A 22,797-nucleotide genomic window follows, 5' to 3' on the forward strand; every position below is an offset into this window, starting at 1 on the left:
ATATAATCTGCCTTACTGGGGGACGAACAATGGGGACGACTTGGTTTAAGGAACCTAAATACGCATGGATCGGATTAGGCTCTCTGTGGATCATTGCATTTATCGGTTCGTTAATGAGGTTTAGTGTGGCTTTTTTTCAAGTACAAATATCCGAGGATTTAGGAGTCAGTAGAGGATTTATTTCGACAGCTTGGTCTACGAACTTGCTGATCACGGCCTTATGTGCACCACTGGGGGGATGGCTCGCAGATCGATACGGACCGAAGAAAGTCATGTTAATCAGCGCAGTCATAGGAATCGCCGGAATGGGGATTGCCGTATTCGGACACCATGACATTGGATTTTTTATAGGGTACGGGGTCATAGCAGGGTTCGCCGGCATCGGAACAACAACAACCTACATGTTAATGTTTGATTGGTTTCAGCATCACCGGGCCAAGGCGACCGGACTGCTGGCGAGCGCCTCCTCCCTAGGAATAGCGATAATCACGCCGGTCTTCGTTGCGGCCAGTACATGGACATGGAGGGATGCTTTCTTCGCTTCCTTCGTACTCAACATCGTCGTTACGCTGCCCGTTATATTCTTCGGGATTAAGGGAATCAAGCCGCGAGGCAATACAATCGCAGAAACAGTGATCACTGAACCCACTGCTGGGAATGGCCAAAAAGAGCAGATAACGGTACGTTTTCCTCTCCACAGAAGTTCCGCACATCTTCCAATCTTCATCATTGTGGCCATTGCTTTATTCACCTGCGGCTTCAATATGTCGACCACCGAGATGAACTTGGTTGCGATTAACCAGTTGGCGAATGTATCGCCCGCCATGATCGCGTTATCCATGAGCGTACTTGGCATTATGGAAATTACCGGGTCGTTCATCATGAGTTATTGGATGGATAGAAGCAATAAACTCGTGATAATGGCTCTCTTGTATGGGATACGGATTATAGGGTTCTCCCTGCTCTTCATGCATCTTGAATGGTCACCGGTATTATTCGCCGTAGCGTTCGGCCTGACCTATTTAAGTGCACTGCCGGGAGGATTATTAATCGTCAATGAACATTCGAGAGGCAAAGGTAAACAGACAGGCTGGCTGCTTCTTTTCCATCATGGAGGAGGTGTTCTTGGATCGTTAACCGGAGGCATTTCCTTCGACTACTTCCGAGATTATCAAGTCTTGATCGGTGTCAATATCTTCATGTGCACGCTCGTAGCACTTGGATATTTCTTCTTATATACGACCCGCAAACGGGATCGTACTCCTGCTAACAGAATAAGGCAATCAGTCGCCTCAGAAGGTATTTAGATTTGTACATAACCACGAACCTCCTTAGCAGTTTATAGGGAGGTTCTTCTCATTCGATATTCCATAACGCGGCATTTATTGAACCAGTACCAATACCTTTTTTTCATGGAGTCATGATAAACAGATGCATCTTCTTACATGTCCTTCGCGTATTGCCTTGCCTATGCACAAAGCATGCCATGCGCACACTATGAAGCGCTCTCGTATATAAAGAAAAACGACTGTCCTCCGGTAGAAGCCGGGTAAACAGTCGCAGCAAAATGTATAATGTGATTAGTCCTATTTATCAGAGCAAGATTAACAGTCCAAGCAATAATCAGCTATTCTCTCTGCGCGTGCTTGCGGATTAACGAGATTTGGCCTGCATGCAGGCCGGTGTGGTAGAGCGTCCGCCCTAACGCTTCCCGGGGTGTCGAAGAACCTATCGGGGAATCCACGGCGATGTCCCACGCATCCTCCGGTAGTTCCCGCATCGCATTCGTGAGATGGGCATCGGAAGCGGCGGAGAACGCGATCAGCTTCTCAAGCATAAGCACCGCTTCGTTATCGGCCCCGCCTTTGCCGCTGGCAACATATTCGACGCCTTCAGGAACCGGGCTGCCGAAAAACCAGCTTGCGAACATGTACTCCACTTCCGCATTATGCCGAATCATATGCCCGATCGACGATGCATCCGGGGACAGGCGCAAGCCTAGATCTCCTTCCGGCAAGCCTTGTATCATTTTCTGATACCGGTCGCGAACGGTACGCCATACGGGATGAATCACTTCATAATTCATACCTTAGTCCCTGCTTCCGTCTTTTTATCGACGACGACATGCTCAAAGCGGTCACCGCTTAAATCAACGTCAAACGCTTGTCCGAACCCTATGACGTAACGCCCTTCCAGAGGCGTCAACTCGAACAAGGAGAAGTCGAGACCGCGAAGCATGCCCATCATTTTATTCCCGAACGCGGTATCAAAGGCGGCAAAAATTTCCTCATGCCCTTCATTGCCTAAGTTTTCGGTCGTACAAACCCAGCGTGCACGCTCTCTGGCAAACATGTTCTGAGCCTCGGATTCGTCATTGATGAGCATAACATGGACTTTAGGACCGGTCTCTACGTAACGATAGTGATCCGAAATGCGGCTAATGTAGATGTAAAGCTTATTGTTCAGATGAACGTACGGGGCATAGCTGATGAAAGGCACGCCATGCTCATCCTGGGAGCTGATCACGAGTGATTTGCGGCTGGTAACGAAGTTCACGAACCGTTGTCTGATTTCGTCCATATTCGGTTGTTTCATAGTTGGTGCCTCCTAGTATAGTGGTGGGGAAGTCAGCTGCGCACGAGCACTCGTAACTTCGGTTCTTCTATGGATATGGATACGCAGACTTCCGTCCGCAGCGTCAAGCGTAACTTCCGCTTCAACGCCATATACGTCCCGGATCAGCTCGGGCGTCAACACTTGCTTCGGACTGCCGGTCATCGTCAGATTGCCGTCCCGGAGCACACAGATCCGATCGCTGTACGCACTCGCCTGGTTCAGATCGTGTAAGACCATCACGACGGTAATACCTAACTCCCGATTAATCGAACGAATCAGTTCAAGCACTTCGAGCTGGTGTGCAATATCGAGATAGGTGGTCGGTTCATCAAGCATCAGGATTTTCGGCCGTTGCGCCAGCGCCATGGCGATCCATGCCCGCTGGGCTTCGCCTCCCGAAAGCGAACCGACTAATCGCTCGCGGTAAGTAACAAGCCCCGTGCGTTCCAACGCCCAATCAACGACCTCGTGGTCGCTTGCATCAAGCCGCTCGTACCATTTTTTATGAGGCATCCTGCCATAAGATACGAGTTCCTCAACGGTCATATCCGCAGGTGTCTGATTGGCCTGACAGAGCATACAGAGCAGTTGGGCGACTCGCTTGCTGCTAAGCGTGCCTATCTCCTGTCCGCCGATACGGACGCAGCCTCGTTCACACGGAATCAAGCGGGACATGCTCTTGAGTAACGTTGACTTGCCTGACCCGTTAGGACCGATAATGGATACGATCTCGCCTTCTTGCACTTGCAGCGTGATGTTGTCTATAATCGTTCGCCCACCATACTTGATGGCGACGGACTGTGCCTCGATCATGTCAAACCTCTCCTTTGCGCATCAGATACAAGAAGTACGGACCACCCGCAATCGCCATAATGATTCCCGCTGGTATGTCCAGCGGAGCAAACAACGTTCGCCCCGCCGTATCGGCAACCACCAGAACGATCGCGCCGAGCATAAGACTCATGGGGATTAGCCGGCTGTAGTTAGATCCGACGAAAATACGAGCCATATGCGGTACAACGAGACCGATAAAACCGATTAAGCCGACGACAGATACGGATACGGCCGCAAGATAGACCGCCACGAGAGAGAGTAGAATCCGAACCTTGGTCATACTCTCCCCCAGATTGACAGCCACTTGCTCCCCGAGCCGCAGCGTATTCGCTTTGCGGATGCAGAAGAATGCGGCTATCCAGCCAACGGCCGAGTAAGGAACGATCGTCAGGGCGTCCCCCATGCCTTTGCCGGACAGACTGCCGTTCAGCCATTGCAGTGCGCCCGGGAGCTTGTCGCTGTACAGAATCGACATGAGACCGATAAAGCCGCCGAAAATAGCGTTCACGGCAACACCGGACAGAATAACACGAATCGGCGTGATGCCTCGCTTGTTCCATGAGAGCAGGTAAACCATGGCCGAAGCAATAGCGCCACCGCCAATTGCCGCAATCGGCAGCATAGAGCTCAGCCCGGGCATAACGAGCAGAATGAACAATGCGGCTACGGCAGCGCCGCTCGACACGCCGGTTAGACCGGGATCTGCAAGCGGATTGTTCATAACCGCTTGAAGCATCGCTCCGGAGATAGCCAGATTAGCTCCAATGAAGAGCGCCAGCAGCACTCGAGGAATACGGATATCCCACATAATCGTGTCGTATTGGCCCGTTGAATTTCCCAATAACGTACTGAGCAGCTCTCCGAATGGGATTTTGACACTACCGAGACCAATCGAGACGATAACAACGATCACTAGCAGTACAAAGGTGATGATCTCGATAACTTTACTAGACGATCGCAATGTCGCGGATTTCATCTTCTTGTTCCTCCGGTTGCTGTTAGTTAGTCGGGAATAGCTTGTTTGCTATCTCTTTATAGGCAGCAGGAGCTTTCACGATGGAAGCTACACCGAACAAGTTGTAATCGAGCGCTTCAACACGGTTGTTCCGGAAAGCATTCAGCTTCTCCCATGCACCGTTTTTCTTCACGTCTTCCTCGAACGCTTTCTTAGCCGCTTCCGGGTCTCCGTGCGCGACAAGCAGAATGACGTCCGGATTGGCCGCTACGACGCTTTCCATATCAAGAGGCACGTAAGTTTCCTTGCTTTTCAGCGTCGCTGATACAATGTTCGTTGCTCCCAGTTTTTTGGCCAGACTGCCAGGGAACGTGCTCTCATTCATCAGCATGAACGATTCCGCCGATCCGAACAGGAACATAGCCTTCGGCGCAGCTTTTCCTTCCGCCTGCTTGACTGCTGCCGTTTCTTCTTGTGTCAGACGCTCGATAAGCGCGCTTGCTTTCTCTTCTTGGCCGAACACACGGCTGAGTACAACCAGGGACAGCTTCAAATCTTCAAGCGAATCAGTCGGCAGATAGCGCAAATTGAGGTTTGCGGAGCCCAACTGTTTGTTCAGGCTGTCCTCGATCGATTTCGGACCTAACACGACATCCGGTTTCAGGCTGGCAATGATCTCCGCATCAGGCTTAAGCGCCGAACCAATCGGAGTGACACCCTCGAATGCCGCAGGAAGAGCCGTCTTCGAAGTAGGTATGCCGGCCGGCATGACTCCGAGCACATCGAGCATCTCGGCAAGCGCGACAGAAGTGACGACAACTTTCTCCGGCTTCTTGTCGCCGAACTTAGCTTGAAGCTCCTTCGCTTTCGTTTCATCAACGGTTAAGGCGGCAGATTGTCCGCTTGCCGGAGCCGTAGGGGAAGGACTGGCAGATTGACCCGCAGCAGGGCTGGATGCCGGTGATGCATGATTGTTGCTGCCGCAGGCTGCCAAGATATTAAGAGCAAGGATGGATACAAGGAGAATCGATGCTTTTTTGTACGCTGAATTCATACTGTTATTCTACCCCTTTAATAATGATAATCATTCTCAACTTAAGCTAGACTATCATATATAAAGTTTCCATGCAAAGGAATTTTATTTGGGTGTTATTTTATCCGTTAAAAGGAGCCGCTGATCTCACCGACAATCTGTATCCGCGGAACAGCGGAATACGTCTGGTTTAATGATGCAGCAGGCCAGATTTTTTGCCCGGAGGACTTCCCCGTTCTTGATCTGCCGATTGATTAAAACTCCAAAGCCCATTACGATTACAGATAAGGACACCTGTCCTTGGGAATAACTATTAAAATAAGAAAAGTACACGACTGTAAGCCTTGCGAACGAGAAGACTTCTAAAATGATTTACCCGGCGGTTTATAAATATGTTCACTCCACCCCCTTTTTAGGTTTATCAACTTGTGAGACAACTAACATCTAACCGATTCTTTCGGAAAGGGAGAGAACAATTGCATGGAAAAGGAATTTCTATTGACACTAAAGCTGCTGACGCTGCTCGATTCTGAATATCGATGGTTTACCTTGGCCGAGATTGAAAAACAGATTGGCGTCTCAGACAAAACGATCCGTAAAATTATCGACGAAACCAAGCAGGAGTTACCTCCTTCGATTCATATTGAGATTTCCCGGGGCAAAGGCGTCATTCTCCATTACGAAAAACGGAATGTGGCGATCGGCGAAGTCATTTCCTCCCTATACAGGCAGAGAACCTTTTATCGGCTGCTCGATTTGCTTTTCGCCGAGGGAGGGCGCTATTCACTCGAAGAGCTGGCCGACAAGCTGTATATGAGCGCTTCCTCGCTGAAGAAACTCATTATCCGGTTAAACAACCATGAGTTGAAGCCATACCATTTGCGTATCGCGTATTCCATGCCTGAGGTCAAGGGCAGTGAAATTAATATCCGTTATTTTTACTTGAAATTGTATTACGATGCTTACGAATTCTCCGGCTGGCCGTTCCCCGGCATGGACCAGGCTCAAATCCACGAATATATCACGACAGTCGAGTCGGAGAATGATATCGTGTATTTCCTCAATGCCAAACGAAGCTTATCCTTCCTGGCCGCCATCGTTATTACGAGAGTGCTGCAGGACAAACATGCGGACGTTCCCAGAGGTCAATACGACTGGGAGAGCAGCATGCTCCACTCTTCCGTTACCGCCCTGGCACGAACGCTTGAGCACCGTTATTCCATTCATTTGCCGCTGGACGAAATCCGTTTTCTTCAGGCTATGTTTAGTTTGAGCCAGTATAACTATTATGATGACGCGAAGATCAGAACGATGGTATCGATGGAGAAAACGAATCTCGTACAGATCCAGGAGGAAAAATATCAAATCGTCAATCATTTCCTCATGCTGGCCCTTGCCGCTTACCCTGCTATTGATAGGACCGATCGGTTCATCTGGGAAATCGGAGAATTCTTCGAGAAGCTGCGGCTGGAGAATGCGCTTCCCGATATGACAGCGATCTCGACAAGCAGCCTCACCGAATATGTACAAAGAGAATGCCGTCCCCTGTACCAAGGCGTGCAGGCCTGCATGCAGAAATGGGCACAGCGGTATCCCGCTATTCTGTATAACGACTATCATCTGACCAAGCTGACGCTATTGATCAGCTCCAGCTTGCGGTACAAAAGCAAAAAGGCTTTTTTGCTGATCGGCGAGGAATTCTCTATCCGCCATTACGTAGCGACGCTCATCAAGAACGAAATTGGTGACGAGCTGATCATCAACACTTCCATTATGGAAGGTCTTACGGATGAAATAATTCAGAAGCATGGTATTGATTTTGTGATCAGTACGTTTCCCGTTAAGCTGACTACGGTACCCGTGGTCATCATTTCCACGATACCGACCAAACGGGATCTGGATAATATCCGCCAGGAATTAATATAGCCCGCAGCGCATGGTTGCATTTTTCCGTTAAGCTCCGTAACATTCTGGTCTTGGTTCTCCCTCCGATTCTTACTATGATGAAGACAGAAGAAAATAAAGCGCTTTCCTAAAAAGGGAAGCCAGTAAGCAGGAGGAGCCCGATGAGTATACATTTAGGAGCCAAACAAGGAGAAATCGCAGAACATGTGTTGCTGCCCGGCGACCCTTTACGGGCCAAGTTTGTAGCCGAACACTTTTTAGAGGAAGCGTATTGTTATAACGAAGTGAGAGGCATGTACGGGTACACCGGCCTTTATAAAGGGACTCGGGTTTCTGTCCAAGGTACGGGAATGGGCAACCCGACTATGAGTATTTATGCTACAGAGCTGATTAAAGATTACGGGGTCAAAAAGCTGATCCGCATCGGTACATGCGGCGCCATGCAAAAAGAGCTTCAGGTCCGCGACATCGTACTGGCCCAAGCCGTATCTTCCGACAGCAATCTGATGGAAAAAATATTTTATGGCTGCAATTACGCGCCGACAGCTGATTATGGCATGTTAAGCAAAGCCTATCAACTGGCTCAGGATAAGCAAGCGAATACCTTTGTCGGAAATATATACAATTCCGATGAATTTTACAGGGAAACTTATGACCGCCTTCATAAATTCATGGATTTTGGAGTACTTGCGGTTGAGATGGAAAGTGCCGCCCTGTACACGCTGGCTGCCAAATACGGCGTAAAAGCCTTGTCCATATTAACGGTAGGCAGTCATCTGCTGACTAATGAACGCTCGTCCCATCATGACAGCGAGAAATCCTTCCATGACATGGTTGAGATCGCGCTCCATACTATCCTGGCTGACGAATAATCTTTAACGGATCGCTTTATGACAAACTATGCTCTAGGGGGAATAAGCAGTGGGAATTAAACGCGGACTTAAATATGATTTTTCTTTGCTGGCCATTTTATTAATTCCTATCGGGATCGCGATCAACTTTGTCGGTGCTCAAATTGTGCTGCTGCTCAAGCTGCCGATCTACTTGAACACCATCGGAACGATACTGACAGCCATGATCGGCGGTCCTTGGGTCGGAATGGTTACAGGGGCCAGCACCAATCTCGTTGTCGGAATAACGAACCCCGTCTCGTTCGCATTTACGCCTGTACAAATGGCCGTTGGTCTGGTGGTCGGCCTGCTGGCCATGAAAGGCATGTATACGAAGCTGTGGAAAGTGATCTTGTCTTCATTTGCCGTTGTACTGGCCGTACTGATCGTTGCATCTCCGATCCAGGTACTGATGTTCGGCGGAGCGACCGGCAACTCCTCCGATGCCGTGGTCGCTACATTCCTGGCTTCCGGACAGAAGATCTGGACGGCGGTATTCTCGACCAAAATTCTGGTGGAAAGCTTCGACAAAGTCATCAGCAACGTTATTGCCTTTCTCATCGTTATGAAGATGTCCCCGAGATACTTGTCCAAGCTGAACTACGGCGCGATTTTCATAAAAAAGAAATGAGATGGAATCCATAGTGAATGCGCTTTCAGAAGGAGGAGGTTCTAGTGAATAATGACCGGTTCATGTTGACCCGTCTTTATCCAACCAGCAAGTTTATGATTACCATGACTTTATGTCTGGCTGCTTTTATTGTACCCGGCTACGGGTTCAGCTACGCGATTCTGCCGATTTGTATGATGCTGGCCTACTTTGCCGGCTGCTTCAAGGAATTTTCCAATCTGACGATTAAAGCTCTGCTGATGATTGTAGTGTTCATTTTTATTCTGCAAAGTTTTTTCTATCCCGGCAATGACATCCTGTGGAGTTGGAGCATCTTCTCCATCAAGCGGGAAGGAATTGAGTTCGCCCTGTTTCTGACATCCAAAATCGTGGCGATAGCATCGGCATTCATTTTGTTCTTCCGAATTACCAAGGTTAAAGATTTGGTTTATTCGCTGGAACAGATCGGCTTGCCGCCCAAGGTAACCTACGTCATCTTATCCACACTCCAGCTTATTCCGGAGATGAAAAAACTGACCCATGTCATCATGGACGCACAAAAAACAAGAGGCGTTGAAACCGAAGGCAAGCTGTTTGTCCGCGTGAAGGCCTTCCTGCCCACACTTAGTCCACTTATTCTCGGATCGGTGGCAAGTACGGAGGAACGGGTACTGACGCTGGAATCGAGAGCTTTCTCGGCCAATGTCAAAAAAAGCAGCATCTATAAACTGGAGAAAACAAAGTATGACCGGCTGGTTCAAATTTTGCTGTTTGTACTGCTTGCTATCCTAATTATCTGGAGAGTTGCGCTATGAGTATAATTACCATCAAGAATTTATCCTACCAATATCCGATCAGCGAGTCAGATGCACTCAAGGGCGTGAACCTAACCATTGAAGAAGGCAAGCTGTACGCACTGGTAGGTGCCAACGGAGGCGGGAAAACGACCCTGTGCAATGTCATCCGCGGGTTTATTCCCCACTTCTATAAAGGGGATCTGCGCGGAGAGGTGCTGATTGATGGTAAGGATATCCGCGAATGGGAACTGGGCGAGCTTGCCCAGAAAATCGGCTATGTCTTCCAGAACCCTTTTACACAAATTAGCGGCGTGAAGGACAACGTGTTCGAAGAGATTGCATTCGGCCTTGAAAATCTCGGTATGGAACCCGGACTCATCGTGGAGAAGGTGGATCAAGTTATCACCATGCTGGGGATCGATTATTTGCGGGATAAAAACCCGTTCGAGCTCTCCGGCGGTCAGAAGCAGCGGGTCGCCCTCGCTTCCATCATCGTCATGGAGCCCGACGTACTGGTGATTGACGAGCCTACCTCGCAGCTTGATCCGAAGGGAACCGAAGATGTGTTCAAGATTATCGAACTGATGAAGAACAAGGGAAAAACCATCATTCTCGTCGAGCACAAAATTGAGCTGATAGCCGAATATGCGGATTATATTATCCTGCTGAACGAAGGTGAAGTGGCCATGCAAGGAAACACGAATGAAATTCTTACCGATGAGCGTGCACTTGCGTTCGGGGCCGCTCTTCCCCAATATTCGCTGTTCGGCATGGAAATGCGCAAGCGGCAGATGGATCTGGGCAGCATACCGTTAACGGAACAAGAAGCCATCAAAGCCGTGAAGACATGGATGAATAAGGGGGTTAAAGTATGAGCTTCCTGACTTTGACGAATGTTTCCTTTGCCTACCCAAACGGCTACAAAGCGGTGGACCGAGTCAACATGTCCTTCAGTAAGGGCGAATCGGTTGCGATTGTCGGCCAGAACGGGGCGGGTAAAACAACCACCGTCAAGATGATGAACGGGCTGCTCAAGCCTTCCGAGGGTGATGTTGTCATCGATGGCTGGAATACGCGTGATTATACGACCGCTCAAATATCGAGAAAGGTCGGCTATGTGTTCCAGAACCCGGACGATCAGATCTTCCATAACGATGTGTACAGCGAGATTGAATTCGGCCCCCGCAAGCTGGGTCTTCCGGAGGAACAGGTCAAAGCGAACGTCATGAAAGCGGCGGAGCTCGCTGGCGTCGTCCCGTTTCTTAAAGAAAATCCGTACAATCTGCCTTACTCCATGCGTAAATTCGTAACCATTGCTTCCGTGATTGCGATGGATTCCAGTGTCATTATTCTCGATGAGCCGACAGCAGGGCAGGATATTCCGGCCATGAAGACACTCGCCCGTCTGATTGAGACATTAAGCGGGGAAGGAAAAACCATCATCACGATCACGCATGATATGGAATTCGTCGTGAACAACTTCCAGCGGGTCATCGTCATGGCGAACCGGCAAGTTATTGCGGATGACGATAAACGGGCCATCTTCTGGAATCTGGATGTGCTGGAACAGGCGATGCTGAAGCAGCCGCATATCAGCAGGCTCGGCTACTCCCTGGGTATCGGCCATAATATCCTGACAATACCGGAGCTTGCGGACGAGCTTGCCAAACATAAGTGAGGGAACAAGGGAGTGACGATATGGAGCAGGTGAAGCACATCCTGATGGATGTGGATACCGGCGTGGATGATGCCCTGGCGCTGATCTTCGCCGTTAAATCGAATAAGCTGCACATAGAAGGCATTACAACGGTATTCGGCAACGTGGATGTGAAGCAGGCGACGGAGAATACGCTGCGGGTGCTGGAATTGGTGCAGCCTCCTTACGGGATTCCGGTTGCCATGGGAGCGGACGCTCCTTTGTTTCGCCCACGCCGCGAGAACGTAACCGCCATTCATGGGGCAAACGGCCTGGCGGGCTATGAACTGCCTGAGTCGCGCCAGCTGCCGGTGGCCGAGAAGGCGTCCGATTTTATCGTGCGGAAGGTGCGGGAACAAGCACATGACATTACCCTGGTATTCACCGGCAGGCTGACCAATTTGGCATTGGCGCTCGCCAAGGACCCCTCCATCGCCCAGAAGGCGAAGCTGGTATTGATGGGAGGCGCCATCCAGGTGCCCGGCAATACGACGCCCGTGTCCGAAGCCAACATTCATGGAGATCCGGAAGCGGCGCACCGGGTGTTTGAATCCGGGATTCCGATTGTGATGGTAGGTTTAGACGTGACCTCAAAAGCCAAATTCAGCCAAGCTCATTATCATGAGCTCATGAACGGCTTTACCGATGAACAGGCAGAATTACAAGCCTTCCTGCATCATATGTTCACATTCAGCTTCGAGGCAAGCGAGCGCTTGAACGAGGGGAAATACCGGCTGATGCACGATCCGCTGGCACTGGCTGTCGTGGAGAATCCTTCCCTTGTGGAGATGAAGGACTATTATGTCTATATCGAGACTAAGGGGCCGGTATCCTCGGGAGCGACGCTGGTCGACTTCAGACATCCGCAGTCACGGACCAATGCCTCCGTCTGCATGCAGGTCCGTGAAGAAGAATTCCTTCAGCATTACATTCGCACGGTACTTTCATAACAGCTAAAGGAAGGAGGTACATGATTCATGCACCGAGTATTATTGGATGTGGACACAGGAGTTGACGATGCGCTGGCGATTGCCTACGCTGTCCGGTCCCCGGCTCTGGATGTCATCGGGATTACAACCTGCTTCGGAAACGTACCGGTGGACTGCGCAACACGCAATACGCTTCATGTACTGGAACGGTTAGGAGCAACCGGGATTCCTGTCGCGGCGGGTGAAGCCGCCCCATTATTCCATCCCCCTATGAGAGCTTATCCCGCTCAATTTCATGGCGAGAAAGGACTCGGCGACTTGACGTTCCCCGATCCGGAGGGCAAGCCCGTGTCCACGCCCGCGGCGGCTTTCATGGTGGATCAAATCAGGCGATACCCCAAGCAAGTGACGCTAATCTGTGTCGGCCCTTTGACCAATCTGGCCGCGGCCATTCTGCATGCTCCCGAGATTATATCGCTGGTGCGGCAGATTATCGTGATGGGCGGAGCCGTGGGCGCAGCGGGCAACTGCCGGATGCATGCGGAAGCGAATGTATATTCCGATCCCGAAGCAGCCCAGCTCGTCTTCCAATCCGGAGCTCCGATTACGCTGGTCGGGCTGGATGTGACCATGAAGACCGAGCTCGGCCTGGAGGATGTTCAGCGATGGAGGGAGCGGGATTCGGACCTGACCCGCTTCTTGGCTGACATTACCTCCTACTATATCGGAGGTTACCGGCAAGCCTACAGCGGCCGGGAAGGCTGCGCCCTGCATGATCCGTTGGCGGTAGCCGTTGCAATCGATCCGAGTCTGGTCGAGGTTCAGCCGATGGCCCTCCAGGTTGATCTGGAGGGTATCCACTCCTATGGCCGAACCGTTGCCGATCTGCGTCCGCGCTGTACCGACCGGCCGAACGTCGATGTCTGCACCGGTGTCGACGCCAAGCGGTTCCAGGAGCATTTTATCCAGACATTGATGATATAAACGGCAGCATAAGAGTGAACGTACCCCTACCCGGCGTTCACTCTTTTTTGTCCGCCAGCAACAGCGGTTCGGTCCCGGTATGCATCCGCAAGGCAGGGAATTGTAGAGACTTCTGCTGCTCCATATTGGGCCGCATCACTACCTCATTATGATTAGTGCAAGGGAATCAGGTCTATATTCGTCCGCCTCCCTAAGTTCCCTTAACCTGGCGGGCATAACATTCCGACGAAATAAAGAGAAAAAGCGCCCTGATCTATTCCATTTCGAATAGAATCGGGACGCTTTTTTTGTACCTGTAAATAATGGTTTAGCGGCCTGTTAGTCCGCCATGATTTCAAGCATCGTCTTAATACTTGAGTTGAGTTTCAACGTATTCAGGATCAGTTGCAGCGCATCTGCACGGACAGCTGTGCCGCCCGGGTTCAACTTCCCGTCCCCGTTGCCCTCAATGATACCTGCCTGAGCAGCCGCATCAATCGGATCGGCGTTCGAATCACCCGTATGGCCCGCCCCTTGCAGATTAACGATCCGGGACAGGATCACGACCATCTCTTCGCGGGTAATGAATCTATTAGGCTGGAATGTTCCGTCGCCGAATCCGCCGATGATTCCCGCTTGCGCAAACTTCTCGATAGCCTCTTGTGCCCAGTGACCTTTTACGTCGTTCAAACCGATCGGATTGGTGCCCCCGACGTCGAAGATACGGGAAAGAATCGCCACGAATTCCCCGCGGGATATCTCCCGGTTCGGTTTAATGGTGTTGTCCTCATAGCCATAAATAATATTCAGCTTCAAGAAAATATCGATGGTCTTCTCGGCCCAGTGATTCTTCGTGTCTGCGGGAGTAAACGCCGGTGCCGGGTTTTTAACCGCTTCGTTGATCATGGCCTGTATGTCCTCTACGACATTCTTGCCGGACTTGAAGACGTCCTTCTTGAAAAGTTCGTCTTCCGGTGCCGGAGCCGGTGTCGGCTTCTCTTCCGGTGCTGGTGTTGGCGCTGGTGGAACAGGTGTCGGACTCACTTCCGGTGATACCGGTGGAGCAGGCTCCGGCTTCTCTTCAGCCGGTGGAGAGGATGGTTCCTGATCATCGTCATCCGGATCACCGTTACCGCCATTGCCGCCTGGGCCGCTCGTCGTTCCCTGGACGACCTGAATGAATGCAGCGGATGTACTTCCGGCGAAATTCCTGTCTCCATGGTAAACTGCTGTAATCGTGTGTTCTCCTACACTTAAATCATTTGCCGTGTAGCTTGCCCTCGCATATCCATTCGATATGCCTACAGGTTCCAACGTGAGTGTATCTAACAAAGAAGCGCCATCCATAAGATCTACCGTTCCGGTTAAAGTACCGGACGTCTGCGGATGTGAAGCTGCTTTCACCGTAAATGTCACCGCTTGTCCCTGCTGGGAAGGATTGAGCGTACTCGTTATTGTCGTTAATGTCGGCGCTTTGACGTCTGGTGTCGTCGGAGGTGCCGTTGGCGTTGGACTAGGTGCCGGTGCACCTGCCAGTGTCTCGAAGTATTTCTCAGCGCCATAGCTCGTTCCGTTTTTGTTGATCGCATAGGCGCGCATGTAATAGGTCTTATTAGGCGTCAAATTGGTTATAGGCACGCTGAATTCGCCTGTCGTGCCTGCAGCCGTCACTTTCGTACCCTTATTGACGGTGAGGCTCGAGTCTGTGCTGTATATTACGCCACGCTCCGTAACAGGGGCACCGCCGTCGTCGGTCACGTTACCGCCAATGGTAGCGGTTGTCGCCGTGATTAGCGAAGCTTCCGTTGTCGTTACCGCCGGGGCCAGGCTTACCGTCGTAAAAGAAACTTCATTGCCGTAGCCTGTCAAACCTTCATCGTTCGTTGCAAAAGAGCGCGCATAATACGTCTTTCCTTTGGCAAGCTCCTGCGCCTTCATATACGTTACGAATTCTTTATGCGGTTCTCCGTAGCCCGCCCGAATCTTCATACCCGTTTCAAGCGTCGGATTAGGGTTTGTATCCAGAACAAATCCACGGCTGTTATGGCTATCCCGGATCATCGTCACATTGCTGCCGATAGACTTGATTTTGCTGCCCAACACGACATTCATATAATCTACGGTATGAAGCTCAGTCGTAAGCTCTGGCTCCTTCGGTGTTGTATCGAATGCCAATTCATCTCCGTAGTCGTAACCATGAGATGACTTTGTATAGGCCCTCACGTTATATCTCACTCCCTGCTGCAAGTCAGTCAGGGATACGCTGAACTCACCGGCTGTACCTGCCACAGGAAACTTCGTTGATTTCATCGTCGGATATTGTGTCTTCACCTCGATACCGCGCTCAACCAGGGGCCATATGCCGGTGCTCAGCACATTGCCGTATACGGTCGCAGATACGGAGGTCACCGTGGCGGTATATACCGATGTGGTCACCGTCGGTTCCGTCCGTTTTGTATAAAAGGAAAATTCCTCACTGTAACCCGTTCCTACGCTGTTGGTTGCATAAGCACGGAAATAGTAGTAGTTCCCATCCGGGAGTAGCCCGGACAATGTGGACATGAAAACTTCATTCAGTCCGGCCGTGCCGCTTGCGATTACCTTTGTACCGTTCTCCGCCGTAAAATTACGTTCCGTACTGTACACGACACCGCGCTCGGTCACAGCCGCCCCGCCGTCGTTCGTCACCTTCCCGCCGACACTGGCGGAAGTCGTAGTAATTTGGCCTACTGGAGCCAGCTTGACGCTCGGCGGCGACATCGGAGCCAATACCCTTTTCAGAGTCTGAGGGCCTCCGCTTATCGTAACCGTTCCCGTCTGTCCCTGATAGCCATCCTTGGAGATCGAGAAAGAATAAGTACCGTTGGACAAAGCCGCTACAGCGACGCCTGCTTCATCCGTTGTGTATTCCTGTCCGTTAACGGACACCTTACCACCCTGTAATGGAGCTTCTTCAACAATGGTGCTAGTGTTGTCGCCGTTCTTGTCGATCTCACTGAGCGCCAATGTAAAATTGTATAAGCCCCCTTCATTTGTATCAGCCAAACCATAAGCGAATTGTGTTGGCAGCAGCAATACGATCGACAACAACAAAGCGAAAATCGATCTTAACCTTCCTTCTTTCAAGTAACATCCCCCTCGGCTTAATCTAAGTAGATATATATGACACTCATAGGTGTATATATCAGGAGTCGATACGACTTTGTTCTAGCTTTTTTTCTTTTTTTCGACAAAAAATTCGACAAAAAATTAACACGATCCTTCTTAAAAAGCTCCATTTTTTAACTCTTTTTTCTAGCGCGCGAAAAAAAGACCGCTGACCATGGAGTAGTCAGCGATCCCTATTAACCTGGAGGTTTTCGTTAGTTTAGAGCGGTGGATCTCGTTTTATTTGGAGAAAAGGGAGTCATATCCGCTGGGTCGCTGGAAGTTTGGCCTTCTACATAATCTGCGTATTCCCCTGCATAACTTTCAAGCAGTTCCTCACTCACCTCGCGGATATTACCCACCGCAAAGGGCTGCCGATATATCATTCCCGCGTAGTTAGCTGTCTGTTGGAATGGCCGCAGCAACTCGCTGGATGTGTAATTGCGACGGCCACCGGCTTGAAACATGCTGCCATCGCCCAAGCCCAAGTTTATTTGGGTTTTAACCAGCCCTGCTCATGGGCAGAATAAACCTAATCTCTCTTGCAAGACTGCCAGGATCTCTTCAGGCACTTCCCTGACCTTGATATCCCCGCCCAGGAAAAGCAGCCAATTTATGATTTCGGTCAATTCTTCGGGCTGATGGACATTGATATAGGTCTTTAGAATGGCTGTAGTTTGGTAAGGATTCGTATAGGCAATCGAAACTTTCAAAGGATGATATTTTTTGAACTGGGCGATTGCCTTCGGACCGAGCTCAAGGACCACGTTAATGGCTTCCTCCTGCTGACTTAGTTTCTCTAAAATCTTTTTCTTACTTAATCTTTTAGTCGCAGGGTATGGTTTGACATCGGTGAGATTGTCGACAGCGAAAATCCTTCTTTTCTCATCCTTTAAGTCCAAACCTTCAATTTGCCACTGGCTTTTTTCACGATAAAGATGCAAGAGATAAATGGGATAAGACTTTATTTCCTTCTCCTCTTGGATAGAAACCAATAAATAGCGGTCCAAAAGAAGGGTTTGAATGAGTTTTTCTAACATAGGATGGGGTAAATCTGACAGATCAAGCAGGTCGGGATTATGGGGGTTATTTCCTTCAAAAAGCAAGATTCCATTTAAAAGAACAAGGTCATCCTGCTGATTTTCCGAAATGAGGCCCAGTAATTTCTCGGCTAAAGACTGACGGCTCTTTAAATAAGGGAGTTGTTGATTTCTTGTGGCCATAAAAGCAATAAAAAGAGCTTTAATCTCATTATCGGTAAAGCGGACCGTGGGCAGGACAGAGTTATTCATGACAAAATAACCCCCATCCCTTCCAACTTCAGCGACAAGCGGCATCCCCATGGCTTCAATTTCCCGGATATCTCGAATAGCTGTCGAACGAGAAATATTAAATTCCCGCATGATTTCAGCAATGGTAAAGTTGGCACGGTTGTTGATATACCGCATGATGATGTTAATCCGTTCCACTTTTTTCATCGGGGCCCCCTAAACAGTATCACTTTTTGACATGATTTAAGGCTATTATAAACTCATCAAGTGAAAAGACAAATCATTAAATAATTTCAAGAAAAAGGACGGGATTGAATATGACAAATTATACACTGGAAGAAAAGAACAGCTTTATCGTTTTGGGTATCGGAACGGAGCTTCAGAGCCATTACACAGACTATGCCGGTATAAACAAAGAGAAGGCAGACTTTTGGGAGTCGGTGGAACAAGATGGAAGACTTGACGCTTTAAAGGCCGTTGCTGCCAATGATTATATCTTTGCCGTGAGCGAAGCGGTGAATAACAAGATGATGTACTATGCCGGCGTCATGACAGAAGCATCGTTACCAGAAGCAACCCGGGTTATCCAATTTCCTGAGGGAGAATACCTCGTTGTTAAAGGGGAAGGAAAGACGGCTGAGGAGTTGAGTCATACGCTCACTGGCATTGCCTTTGGACAAGTCTTGCCGGAAGCAAAAGATTTTGCCTATGTCGGCGGGCCCAATGCAACGGTTGAGATGGGACAGCGGAACGGCTTATTTGTTGGCGAAATGTGGATTCCTGTTGTCAGGCAGGGGTGAACATGCCCTATATCGTTGATTTTAAAAATGTGTCTGCGGTCGGTTTAGAGTCTTCACCTGTAGCAGAAGCGCTTGCGGGTTTACGAGCCAATGAAGCCCGGTATTTTATGAACAAATACAAGCATGAATTTACGGTTGTACCGGCTGGCGAAAGCCAGGAGACCCTCCATTACGTGAACCGGATTTTGAAAGAAGAACGTGATATCGAGTTTGCGGCCAAACCTTTGGAAACGTCGCGTTTTCAAGTGGACAACATTCAATTTGCCTACGTCATTTATGAGGATGGACTTGAGGTTAACGTCATGTATACGGTCGATGACCCCAAGAAGCGTGCTGTTGGCTTTAAACTGTCGGAGGGAATGGAGGTACCACAGGAATTAGAAGGGAAGTTTAAGTTTGCCCGGCAAAAGTCTAAACTGGCCGGAACCATTCGGGGCTCGTTTTTTGTAATAAAAGGGGACTATTAAAGTAAGCAACAACCGGGTCTATACACACAACTTGCCGGTACCCCTAAGTTCCTAAGTCATCACCCATCCTACCATTGTGAAAAAGAAAGAGCAGCTGCTTCGTTGCAGCTGCTCTTTTGCTTTTGTTCAATAGGTAATTCTCCGTTCATAATCCGTACATACTCCGTTCATCCTCAGTTCATATTGCAATTGTATGCTCATAGTGCAACAAAGAAAGGGAGGCAGAGTAATGAATATGGCATGGAAAGAAATCAAGAAGAGTAAAGCGAAGTTTGTTATTTTAGGCTCCATCATTTTTTTAGTTAGTTTTTTAACCTTTATCATATCGGGACTCGCCAATGGTTTATCACAAGATAATGCAGCGTTAATCAAGGATCTGCCCGCCGGTCAATTCTATATGAATGAGCAAGCCAATGAAACGTACAATCTCTCCAAAATAGATCCAGATGTACAAAAGAACATCCTACAGGAACATAAGGATGCAGCTGCACTTTCCATTCAGATGGGATTTGTGAATGACGCGGAGGACAAGCAGCACTCCGTTGCTTTTGTAACATCAACCGAATCGAAATTGTTCGAGAACGTGAATCCGGGAGAAATTGTCTTAGATCGTTCTTTAGAGAAAGACGGCATACAAGTAGGAGATGTACTGACAAACAATCAGTTCAGCGGGGAATTTAAAGTCATCGGATTTGCCGACCAGAAGAAATACAGCCACGCACCCGTTGCTTTTATCCATATGGATAACTATAAAGAAATTTACCGCGTGAACACGATGCAGCTGCTTTTCATACCAGGGCAGGATCAATCACCGTCTATTGAAGGATTACAATCTTTTTCAAATAAACAGTTTCTGAATACCATTGCGAGTTATAGTGCAGAACAAATGTCTCTTAATATGATTATTTGGTTCTTAGTCGCCATTAGCGGCATGTTGTTTGCCATTTTCTTCTATATGATGAATGTGCAGAAGATCGGACTATACGGGATCTTGAAAGCAATCGGTGTAAAAACAAGCACATTATTCCGTATGATGTGGACGCAAATGTTTTTCATCACCGTAATCGCACTTGTATTATCCATCGCACTCAGTCAGGGCTTTAATATGATCGCTCCAGAAGGCATGCCTTTTAGTCTGACGATTGGGACAACCCTCACATTGTCGATCTTATTCTTAATTATTGGATTTATCGGTGCAACACTATCCGGACTTCAAATTCGCAAAGTTGAGCCGCTGCAAGCCATACAGCAAGGAGATATCTAATATGACTACCTTCCTAATAAAAGACGTCCGTAAAACATTTACGAATGGCGAAGTCAACGAACAAGTATTGAACGGAATCAACCTTACTCAGCAACAGGGAGAAATAACGGCTCTCGTAGGTGCGTCAGGTTCTGGGAAAAGCACACTTCTTACGATCGCTGCAGGTCTTCAGCGCGCATCCGGGGGACAAATCATTTTCGAGGGAAAGAACATGGCCGACATGACGCAGGAAGAGATTCGTAAAATACGCGCCAGTCAGTTCGGATTTATTTTCCAATCCTCTCATCTCGTGCCCTTCCTTACCGTAGAAGATCAACTCATGCTGATGCTTAATGTGTCAGAGACCACCATGAGTAAACGCGAGCAAAAGGAAGAAGTCATGAAGATACTCAAGCTGGTCGGAATGGACCATCGCAAAGACGCCTATCCAGCCTCATTGTCAGGTGGGGAGAAACAGCGGGTTGCGATTGGCCGTGCCATCATCCACAAGCCAAAAATGCTATTTGCCGATGAGCCCACCGCCAGTCTAGACTCCACAAGATCCAAGGATGTCATGGCAATCATTCGTAATCTGACGAAAGAATTAAACATTACAACCTTACTCGTGACACATGATGAAGAAATGCTCTCTTATGCAGACCATGTCATCACGATGAAAGACGGATTGATTGTTCAATAACGAAGAAGCACCTTCATAATATGAGGGTGCTTCTTTTGGTTATGTGGTACGATGACTGGCGCGGCTGGAATTAATTGTTCTTGTTCATATTCCGGCTCATTTGATTCACAGCACTAAACAAAGCCTTGATAGAAGAGGTCAGAATATCAACGTCAATGCCACAGCCCCAATATACTTTGCTGTCTGAGGCCTTAATCCCGATATAAGAGACCGCTTGCGATTTAGAGCCTATTTCCAAAGCGTGCTCCTTGTAGACCAGATCGCTGTATTCCAATCCAAGATAAGCCTGCAGGGCATTGCTGACCGAATCAAGCCTACCGTTCCCCGTACCTGTAATTTCCTTAACTCCGTCATCCGTGCTCACAACCACGGTAGTTTGGAAATCTTCTTCTTCGTTAATCCGATATTTAACCAGCTCGGTAGGTGTATTAATATTTACATATTCCTTATTGAAAATGTCGTATATTTCGTCCGGGAGCAGCTCTTTTTGCTGCTGATCGGATACGTTTTTGATGCAATACCCGAAGTGCTCGCGCATGCTCTGGGGAAGATCGAGGCCATACTTTTGCTGCAGCACGTAACCGATTCCGCCCTTGCCTGACTGGCTGTTGATGCGGATAATATCGCCTTCGTATTGTCTGCCGATATCCAGCGGATCGATCAACAGATAGGGAACCGACCAATGCTGCGGCTCTTTCTCTTCGCGCCATTTCATGCCCTTGGCAATCGCATCCTGATGCGAACCGGAGAAAGCTGTAAACACAAGCTCGCCGCCGTAAGGATGTCTTTCGCTCACTCTCATTTTGGTCACCCGTTCATAAACGGAGAGGATTGCCGGAATGTTCTCAAAATTCAGCTTAGGATCTACCCCGTGCGAGTACATGTTCAGGGCCAGCGTAACAATGTCTACGTTCCCCGTCCGTTCCCCGTTGCCGAATAACGTGCCTTCTACACGCTGGGCTCCCGCCAGCATCCCCAGCTCGGCATCGGCCACGCCCGTGCCTCTGTCGTTATGCGGGTGAAGGGATAGAATGACATGCTCCCGGTAATTCAAGTGTTCACTCATATATTCGATCTGACTAGCGTAAACATGAGGCATCGACATGGATACCGTTGCAGGCAGGTTGATGATGACCGGATTCTCCGCCGTCGGCTCCAATACTTCAAGCACTTGGTTGCAAATATCCAGCGCAAAATCAATCTCCGTACCTGTAAAGCTTTCCGGCGAGTACTGGAACTGAAAGTTCCCCTCCGTTTCAAACGCGCACTCCTTGAGCAGCTTGGCACCTTTCACGGCGATGTCGATAATTTCCTCTCTCGATTTGCGGAATACTTGTTCCCGCTGCGCTACAGAAGTCGAGTTGTACAAATGTACGACTGCTTTTTTTGTACCTTTCAGTGATTCAAAGGTCTTGCGGATAATATGCTCCCTCGATTGGGTAAGCACTTGGATCGTTACATCATCCGGAATCAAATCCTGCTCGATCAATGTGCGCAAGAAGGTGAATTCCGTTTCCGATGCTGCAGGAAATCCGACTTCGATTTCCTTGAACCCGATCTCCACCAGCATTTTGAAGTATTCCAGCTTCTCCTCCAAATTCATCGGAACGATCAACGCCTGATTTCCATCACGCAGATCGACACTGCACCAAATCGGGGCTTCTGTAATATATTCCTTGCGGGTCCATTTCAGGCTTGCCTCCTGCGGCATAAAGTATCCTCTGGCGTATTTTTCAACGTTTTTCATGGGTATCCATCCTTCCATCATTTTTTGACACGGGTCATTAGAGGGCAGGCATAACGCAAAAAAGCCTTCCGTCTCCATTAACAGAGACGAAAGACTGTGACATCTTACGCGGTACCACTCCGAATTCACGCCATAGACGGCATGCACTCTGCGGATATGGGTTTCCGGACTTACCGGTAACCTCATATCCTCCT

General features: G+C 49.1%; 21 protein-coding genes and 1 other annotated feature (1 of these 22 running past the window's edge). Of the genes, 13 read left to right on the top strand and 8 right to left on the bottom strand.

What is annotated here, in order from left to right; genetic code table 11:
• The first annotated feature begins 29 nt into the window (after positions 1-29).
• Positions 30-1,307 carry an MFS transporter gene (locus EDM21_RS14340; protein WP_157336397.1) on the top strand — a complete coding sequence of 426 codons (1,278 nt, stop codon included), beginning with the start codon at positions 30-32 and terminating at the stop codon, positions 1,305-1,307.
• A gap of 320 nt (positions 1,308-1,627) precedes the next feature.
• Here EDM21_RS14340 and EDM21_RS14345 read toward each other — a convergent pair whose 3' ends face one another.
• From EDM21_RS14345 to EDM21_RS14365, 5 genes are read right to left on the bottom strand one after another with little or no spacing between them, the layout of a single operon-like run.
• The gene (locus EDM21_RS14345; protein ID WP_157336398.1) at positions 1,628-2,086 is read right to left on the bottom strand and encodes a DinB family protein; all 459 of its coding nucleotides are present in this window, start codon (positions 2,084-2,086) and stop codon (positions 1,628-1,630) included.
• Positions 2,083-2,595, bottom strand: a complete 513-nt coding sequence (locus EDM21_RS14350) for a HugZ family pyridoxamine 5'-phosphate oxidase (RefSeq protein WP_157336399.1) — start codon at positions 2,593-2,595, stop codon at positions 2,083-2,085. Before EDM21_RS14350 ends, EDM21_RS14345 begins: the two co-directional genes overlap by 4 nt.
• Before the next feature lie 12 nt (positions 2,596-2,607).
• On the bottom strand, positions 2,608-3,429 hold the full coding sequence (locus EDM21_RS14355) for an ABC transporter ATP-binding protein (protein WP_157336400.1): 822 nt from the start codon (positions 3,427-3,429) through the stop codon (positions 2,608-2,610).
• Position 3,430: 1 nt separating this feature from the next.
• Positions 3,431-4,426, bottom strand: a complete 996-nt coding sequence (locus tag EDM21_RS14360; protein WP_157336401.1) for a FecCD family ABC transporter permease — start codon at positions 4,424-4,426, stop codon at positions 3,431-3,433.
• Positions 4,427-4,448: 22 nt separating this feature from the next.
• The gene (locus tag EDM21_RS14365) at positions 4,449-5,459 is read right to left on the bottom strand and encodes an ABC transporter substrate-binding protein (RefSeq protein WP_157336402.1); all 1,011 of its coding nucleotides are present in this window, start codon (positions 5,457-5,459) and stop codon (positions 4,449-4,451) included.
• Positions 5,460-5,918: 459 nt separating this feature from the next.
• Here EDM21_RS14365 and EDM21_RS14370 point away from each other — a divergent pair, with 459 nt between their 5' ends.
• The 8 genes from EDM21_RS14370 (at position 5,919) to EDM21_RS14405 (ending at position 13,249) form a co-directional block, all read left to right on the top strand.
• Positions 5,919-7,364, top strand: a complete 1,446-nt coding sequence (locus EDM21_RS14370) for a helix-turn-helix domain-containing protein (protein ID WP_157336403.1) — start codon at positions 5,919-5,921, stop codon at positions 7,362-7,364.
• A gap of 140 nt (positions 7,365-7,504) precedes the next feature.
• Positions 7,505-8,215 carry a purine-nucleoside phosphorylase gene (deoD, locus tag EDM21_RS14375; protein ID WP_157336404.1) on the top strand — a complete coding sequence of 237 codons (711 nt, stop codon included), beginning with the start codon at positions 7,505-7,507 and terminating at the stop codon, positions 8,213-8,215.
• 49 nt (positions 8,216-8,264) lie between these two features.
• Positions 8,265-8,864, top strand: a complete 600-nt coding sequence (locus EDM21_RS14380) for an ECF transporter S component (protein ID WP_338043991.1) — start codon at positions 8,265-8,267, stop codon at positions 8,862-8,864.
• A 44-nt stretch (positions 8,865-8,908) separates the two neighbouring features.
• Positions 8,909-9,658 carry an energy-coupling factor transporter transmembrane component T gene (locus EDM21_RS14385; protein WP_338043992.1) on the top strand — a complete coding sequence of 250 codons (750 nt, stop codon included), beginning with the start codon at positions 8,909-8,911 and terminating at the stop codon, positions 9,656-9,658.
• Entirely contained in the window at positions 9,655-10,515 is an 861-nt protein-coding gene (locus EDM21_RS14390) for an energy-coupling factor ABC transporter ATP-binding protein (RefSeq protein WP_157336406.1), read from the top strand. Before EDM21_RS14385 ends, EDM21_RS14390 begins: the two co-directional genes overlap by 4 nt.
• On the top strand, positions 10,512-11,318 hold the full coding sequence (locus EDM21_RS14395) for an energy-coupling factor ABC transporter ATP-binding protein (RefSeq protein ID WP_157336407.1): 807 nt from the start codon (positions 10,512-10,514) through the stop codon (positions 11,316-11,318). The genes EDM21_RS14390 and EDM21_RS14395 overlap by 4 nt, the downstream gene beginning before the upstream one ends.
• Positions 11,319-11,338: 20 nt before the next feature.
• Entirely contained in the window at positions 11,339-12,286 is a 948-nt protein-coding gene (locus EDM21_RS14400; RefSeq protein WP_157336409.1) for a nucleoside hydrolase, read from the top strand.
• A gap of 27 nt (positions 12,287-12,313) precedes the next feature.
• Positions 12,314-13,249 carry a nucleoside hydrolase gene (locus tag EDM21_RS14405; protein WP_157336411.1) on the top strand — a complete coding sequence of 312 codons (936 nt, stop codon included), beginning with the start codon at positions 12,314-12,316 and terminating at the stop codon, positions 13,247-13,249.
• 318 nt (positions 13,250-13,567) lie between these two features.
• Here the strand turns inward: EDM21_RS14405 and EDM21_RS14410 are convergent, their stop codons facing one another.
• Both EDM21_RS14410 and EDM21_RS14415 read right to left on the bottom strand, forming a co-directional pair.
• Positions 13,568-16,354: an S-layer homology domain-containing protein gene (locus EDM21_RS14410; RefSeq protein ID WP_157336413.1), complete on the bottom strand. Its 2,787-nt coding sequence runs from the start codon at positions 16,352-16,354 to the stop codon at positions 13,568-13,570.
• A 536-nt stretch (positions 16,355-16,890) separates the two neighbouring features.
• Positions 16,891-17,853, bottom strand: a complete 963-nt coding sequence (locus tag EDM21_RS14415) for a helix-turn-helix transcriptional regulator (protein ID WP_157336415.1) — start codon at positions 17,851-17,853, stop codon at positions 16,891-16,893.
• A gap of 110 nt (positions 17,854-17,963) precedes the next feature.
• Here EDM21_RS14415 and EDM21_RS14420 point away from each other — a divergent pair, with 110 nt between their 5' ends.
• The 4 genes from EDM21_RS14420 (at position 17,964) to EDM21_RS14435 (ending at position 20,856) form a co-directional block, all read left to right on the top strand.
• Positions 17,964-18,446: a GyrI-like domain-containing protein gene (locus tag EDM21_RS14420; RefSeq protein ID WP_157336575.1), complete on the top strand. Its 483-nt coding sequence runs from the start codon at positions 17,964-17,966 to the stop codon at positions 18,444-18,446.
• A 2-nt stretch (positions 18,447-18,448) separates the two neighbouring features.
• Positions 18,449-18,913, top strand: coding sequence for a phage tail protein (locus EDM21_RS14425; RefSeq protein WP_157336417.1), 465 nt, complete (start codon positions 18,449-18,451; stop codon positions 18,911-18,913).
• Positions 18,914-19,142: 229 nt separating this feature from the next.
• The gene (locus tag EDM21_RS14430; RefSeq protein ID WP_157336419.1) at positions 19,143-20,177 is read left to right on the top strand and encodes an ABC transporter permease; all 1,035 of its coding nucleotides are present in this window, start codon (positions 19,143-19,145) and stop codon (positions 20,175-20,177) included.
• 1 nt (position 20,178) lies between these two features.
• Positions 20,179-20,856: an ABC transporter ATP-binding protein gene (locus EDM21_RS14435; protein ID WP_157336421.1), complete on the top strand. Its 678-nt coding sequence runs from the start codon at positions 20,179-20,181 to the stop codon at positions 20,854-20,856.
• A gap of 70 nt (positions 20,857-20,926) precedes the next feature.
• On the opposite strand, the gene leuA is transcribed toward EDM21_RS14435, so the two are convergent.
• A complete protein-coding gene (leuA, locus tag EDM21_RS14440; RefSeq protein WP_157336423.1) occupies positions 20,927-22,603 on the bottom strand; it encodes a 2-isopropylmalate synthase in 1,677 nt (558 codons plus the stop codon).
• 79 nt (positions 22,604-22,682) lie between these two features.
• Positions 22,683-22,797, bottom strand: a binding site (T-box leader) (it continues 152 nt past the right edge of the window).

The organism is Paenibacillus lutrae (assembly GCF_009757775.1).
GTDB lineage: Bacteria > Bacillota > Bacilli > Paenibacillales > NBRC-103111 > Paenibacillus_F > Paenibacillus_F lutrae.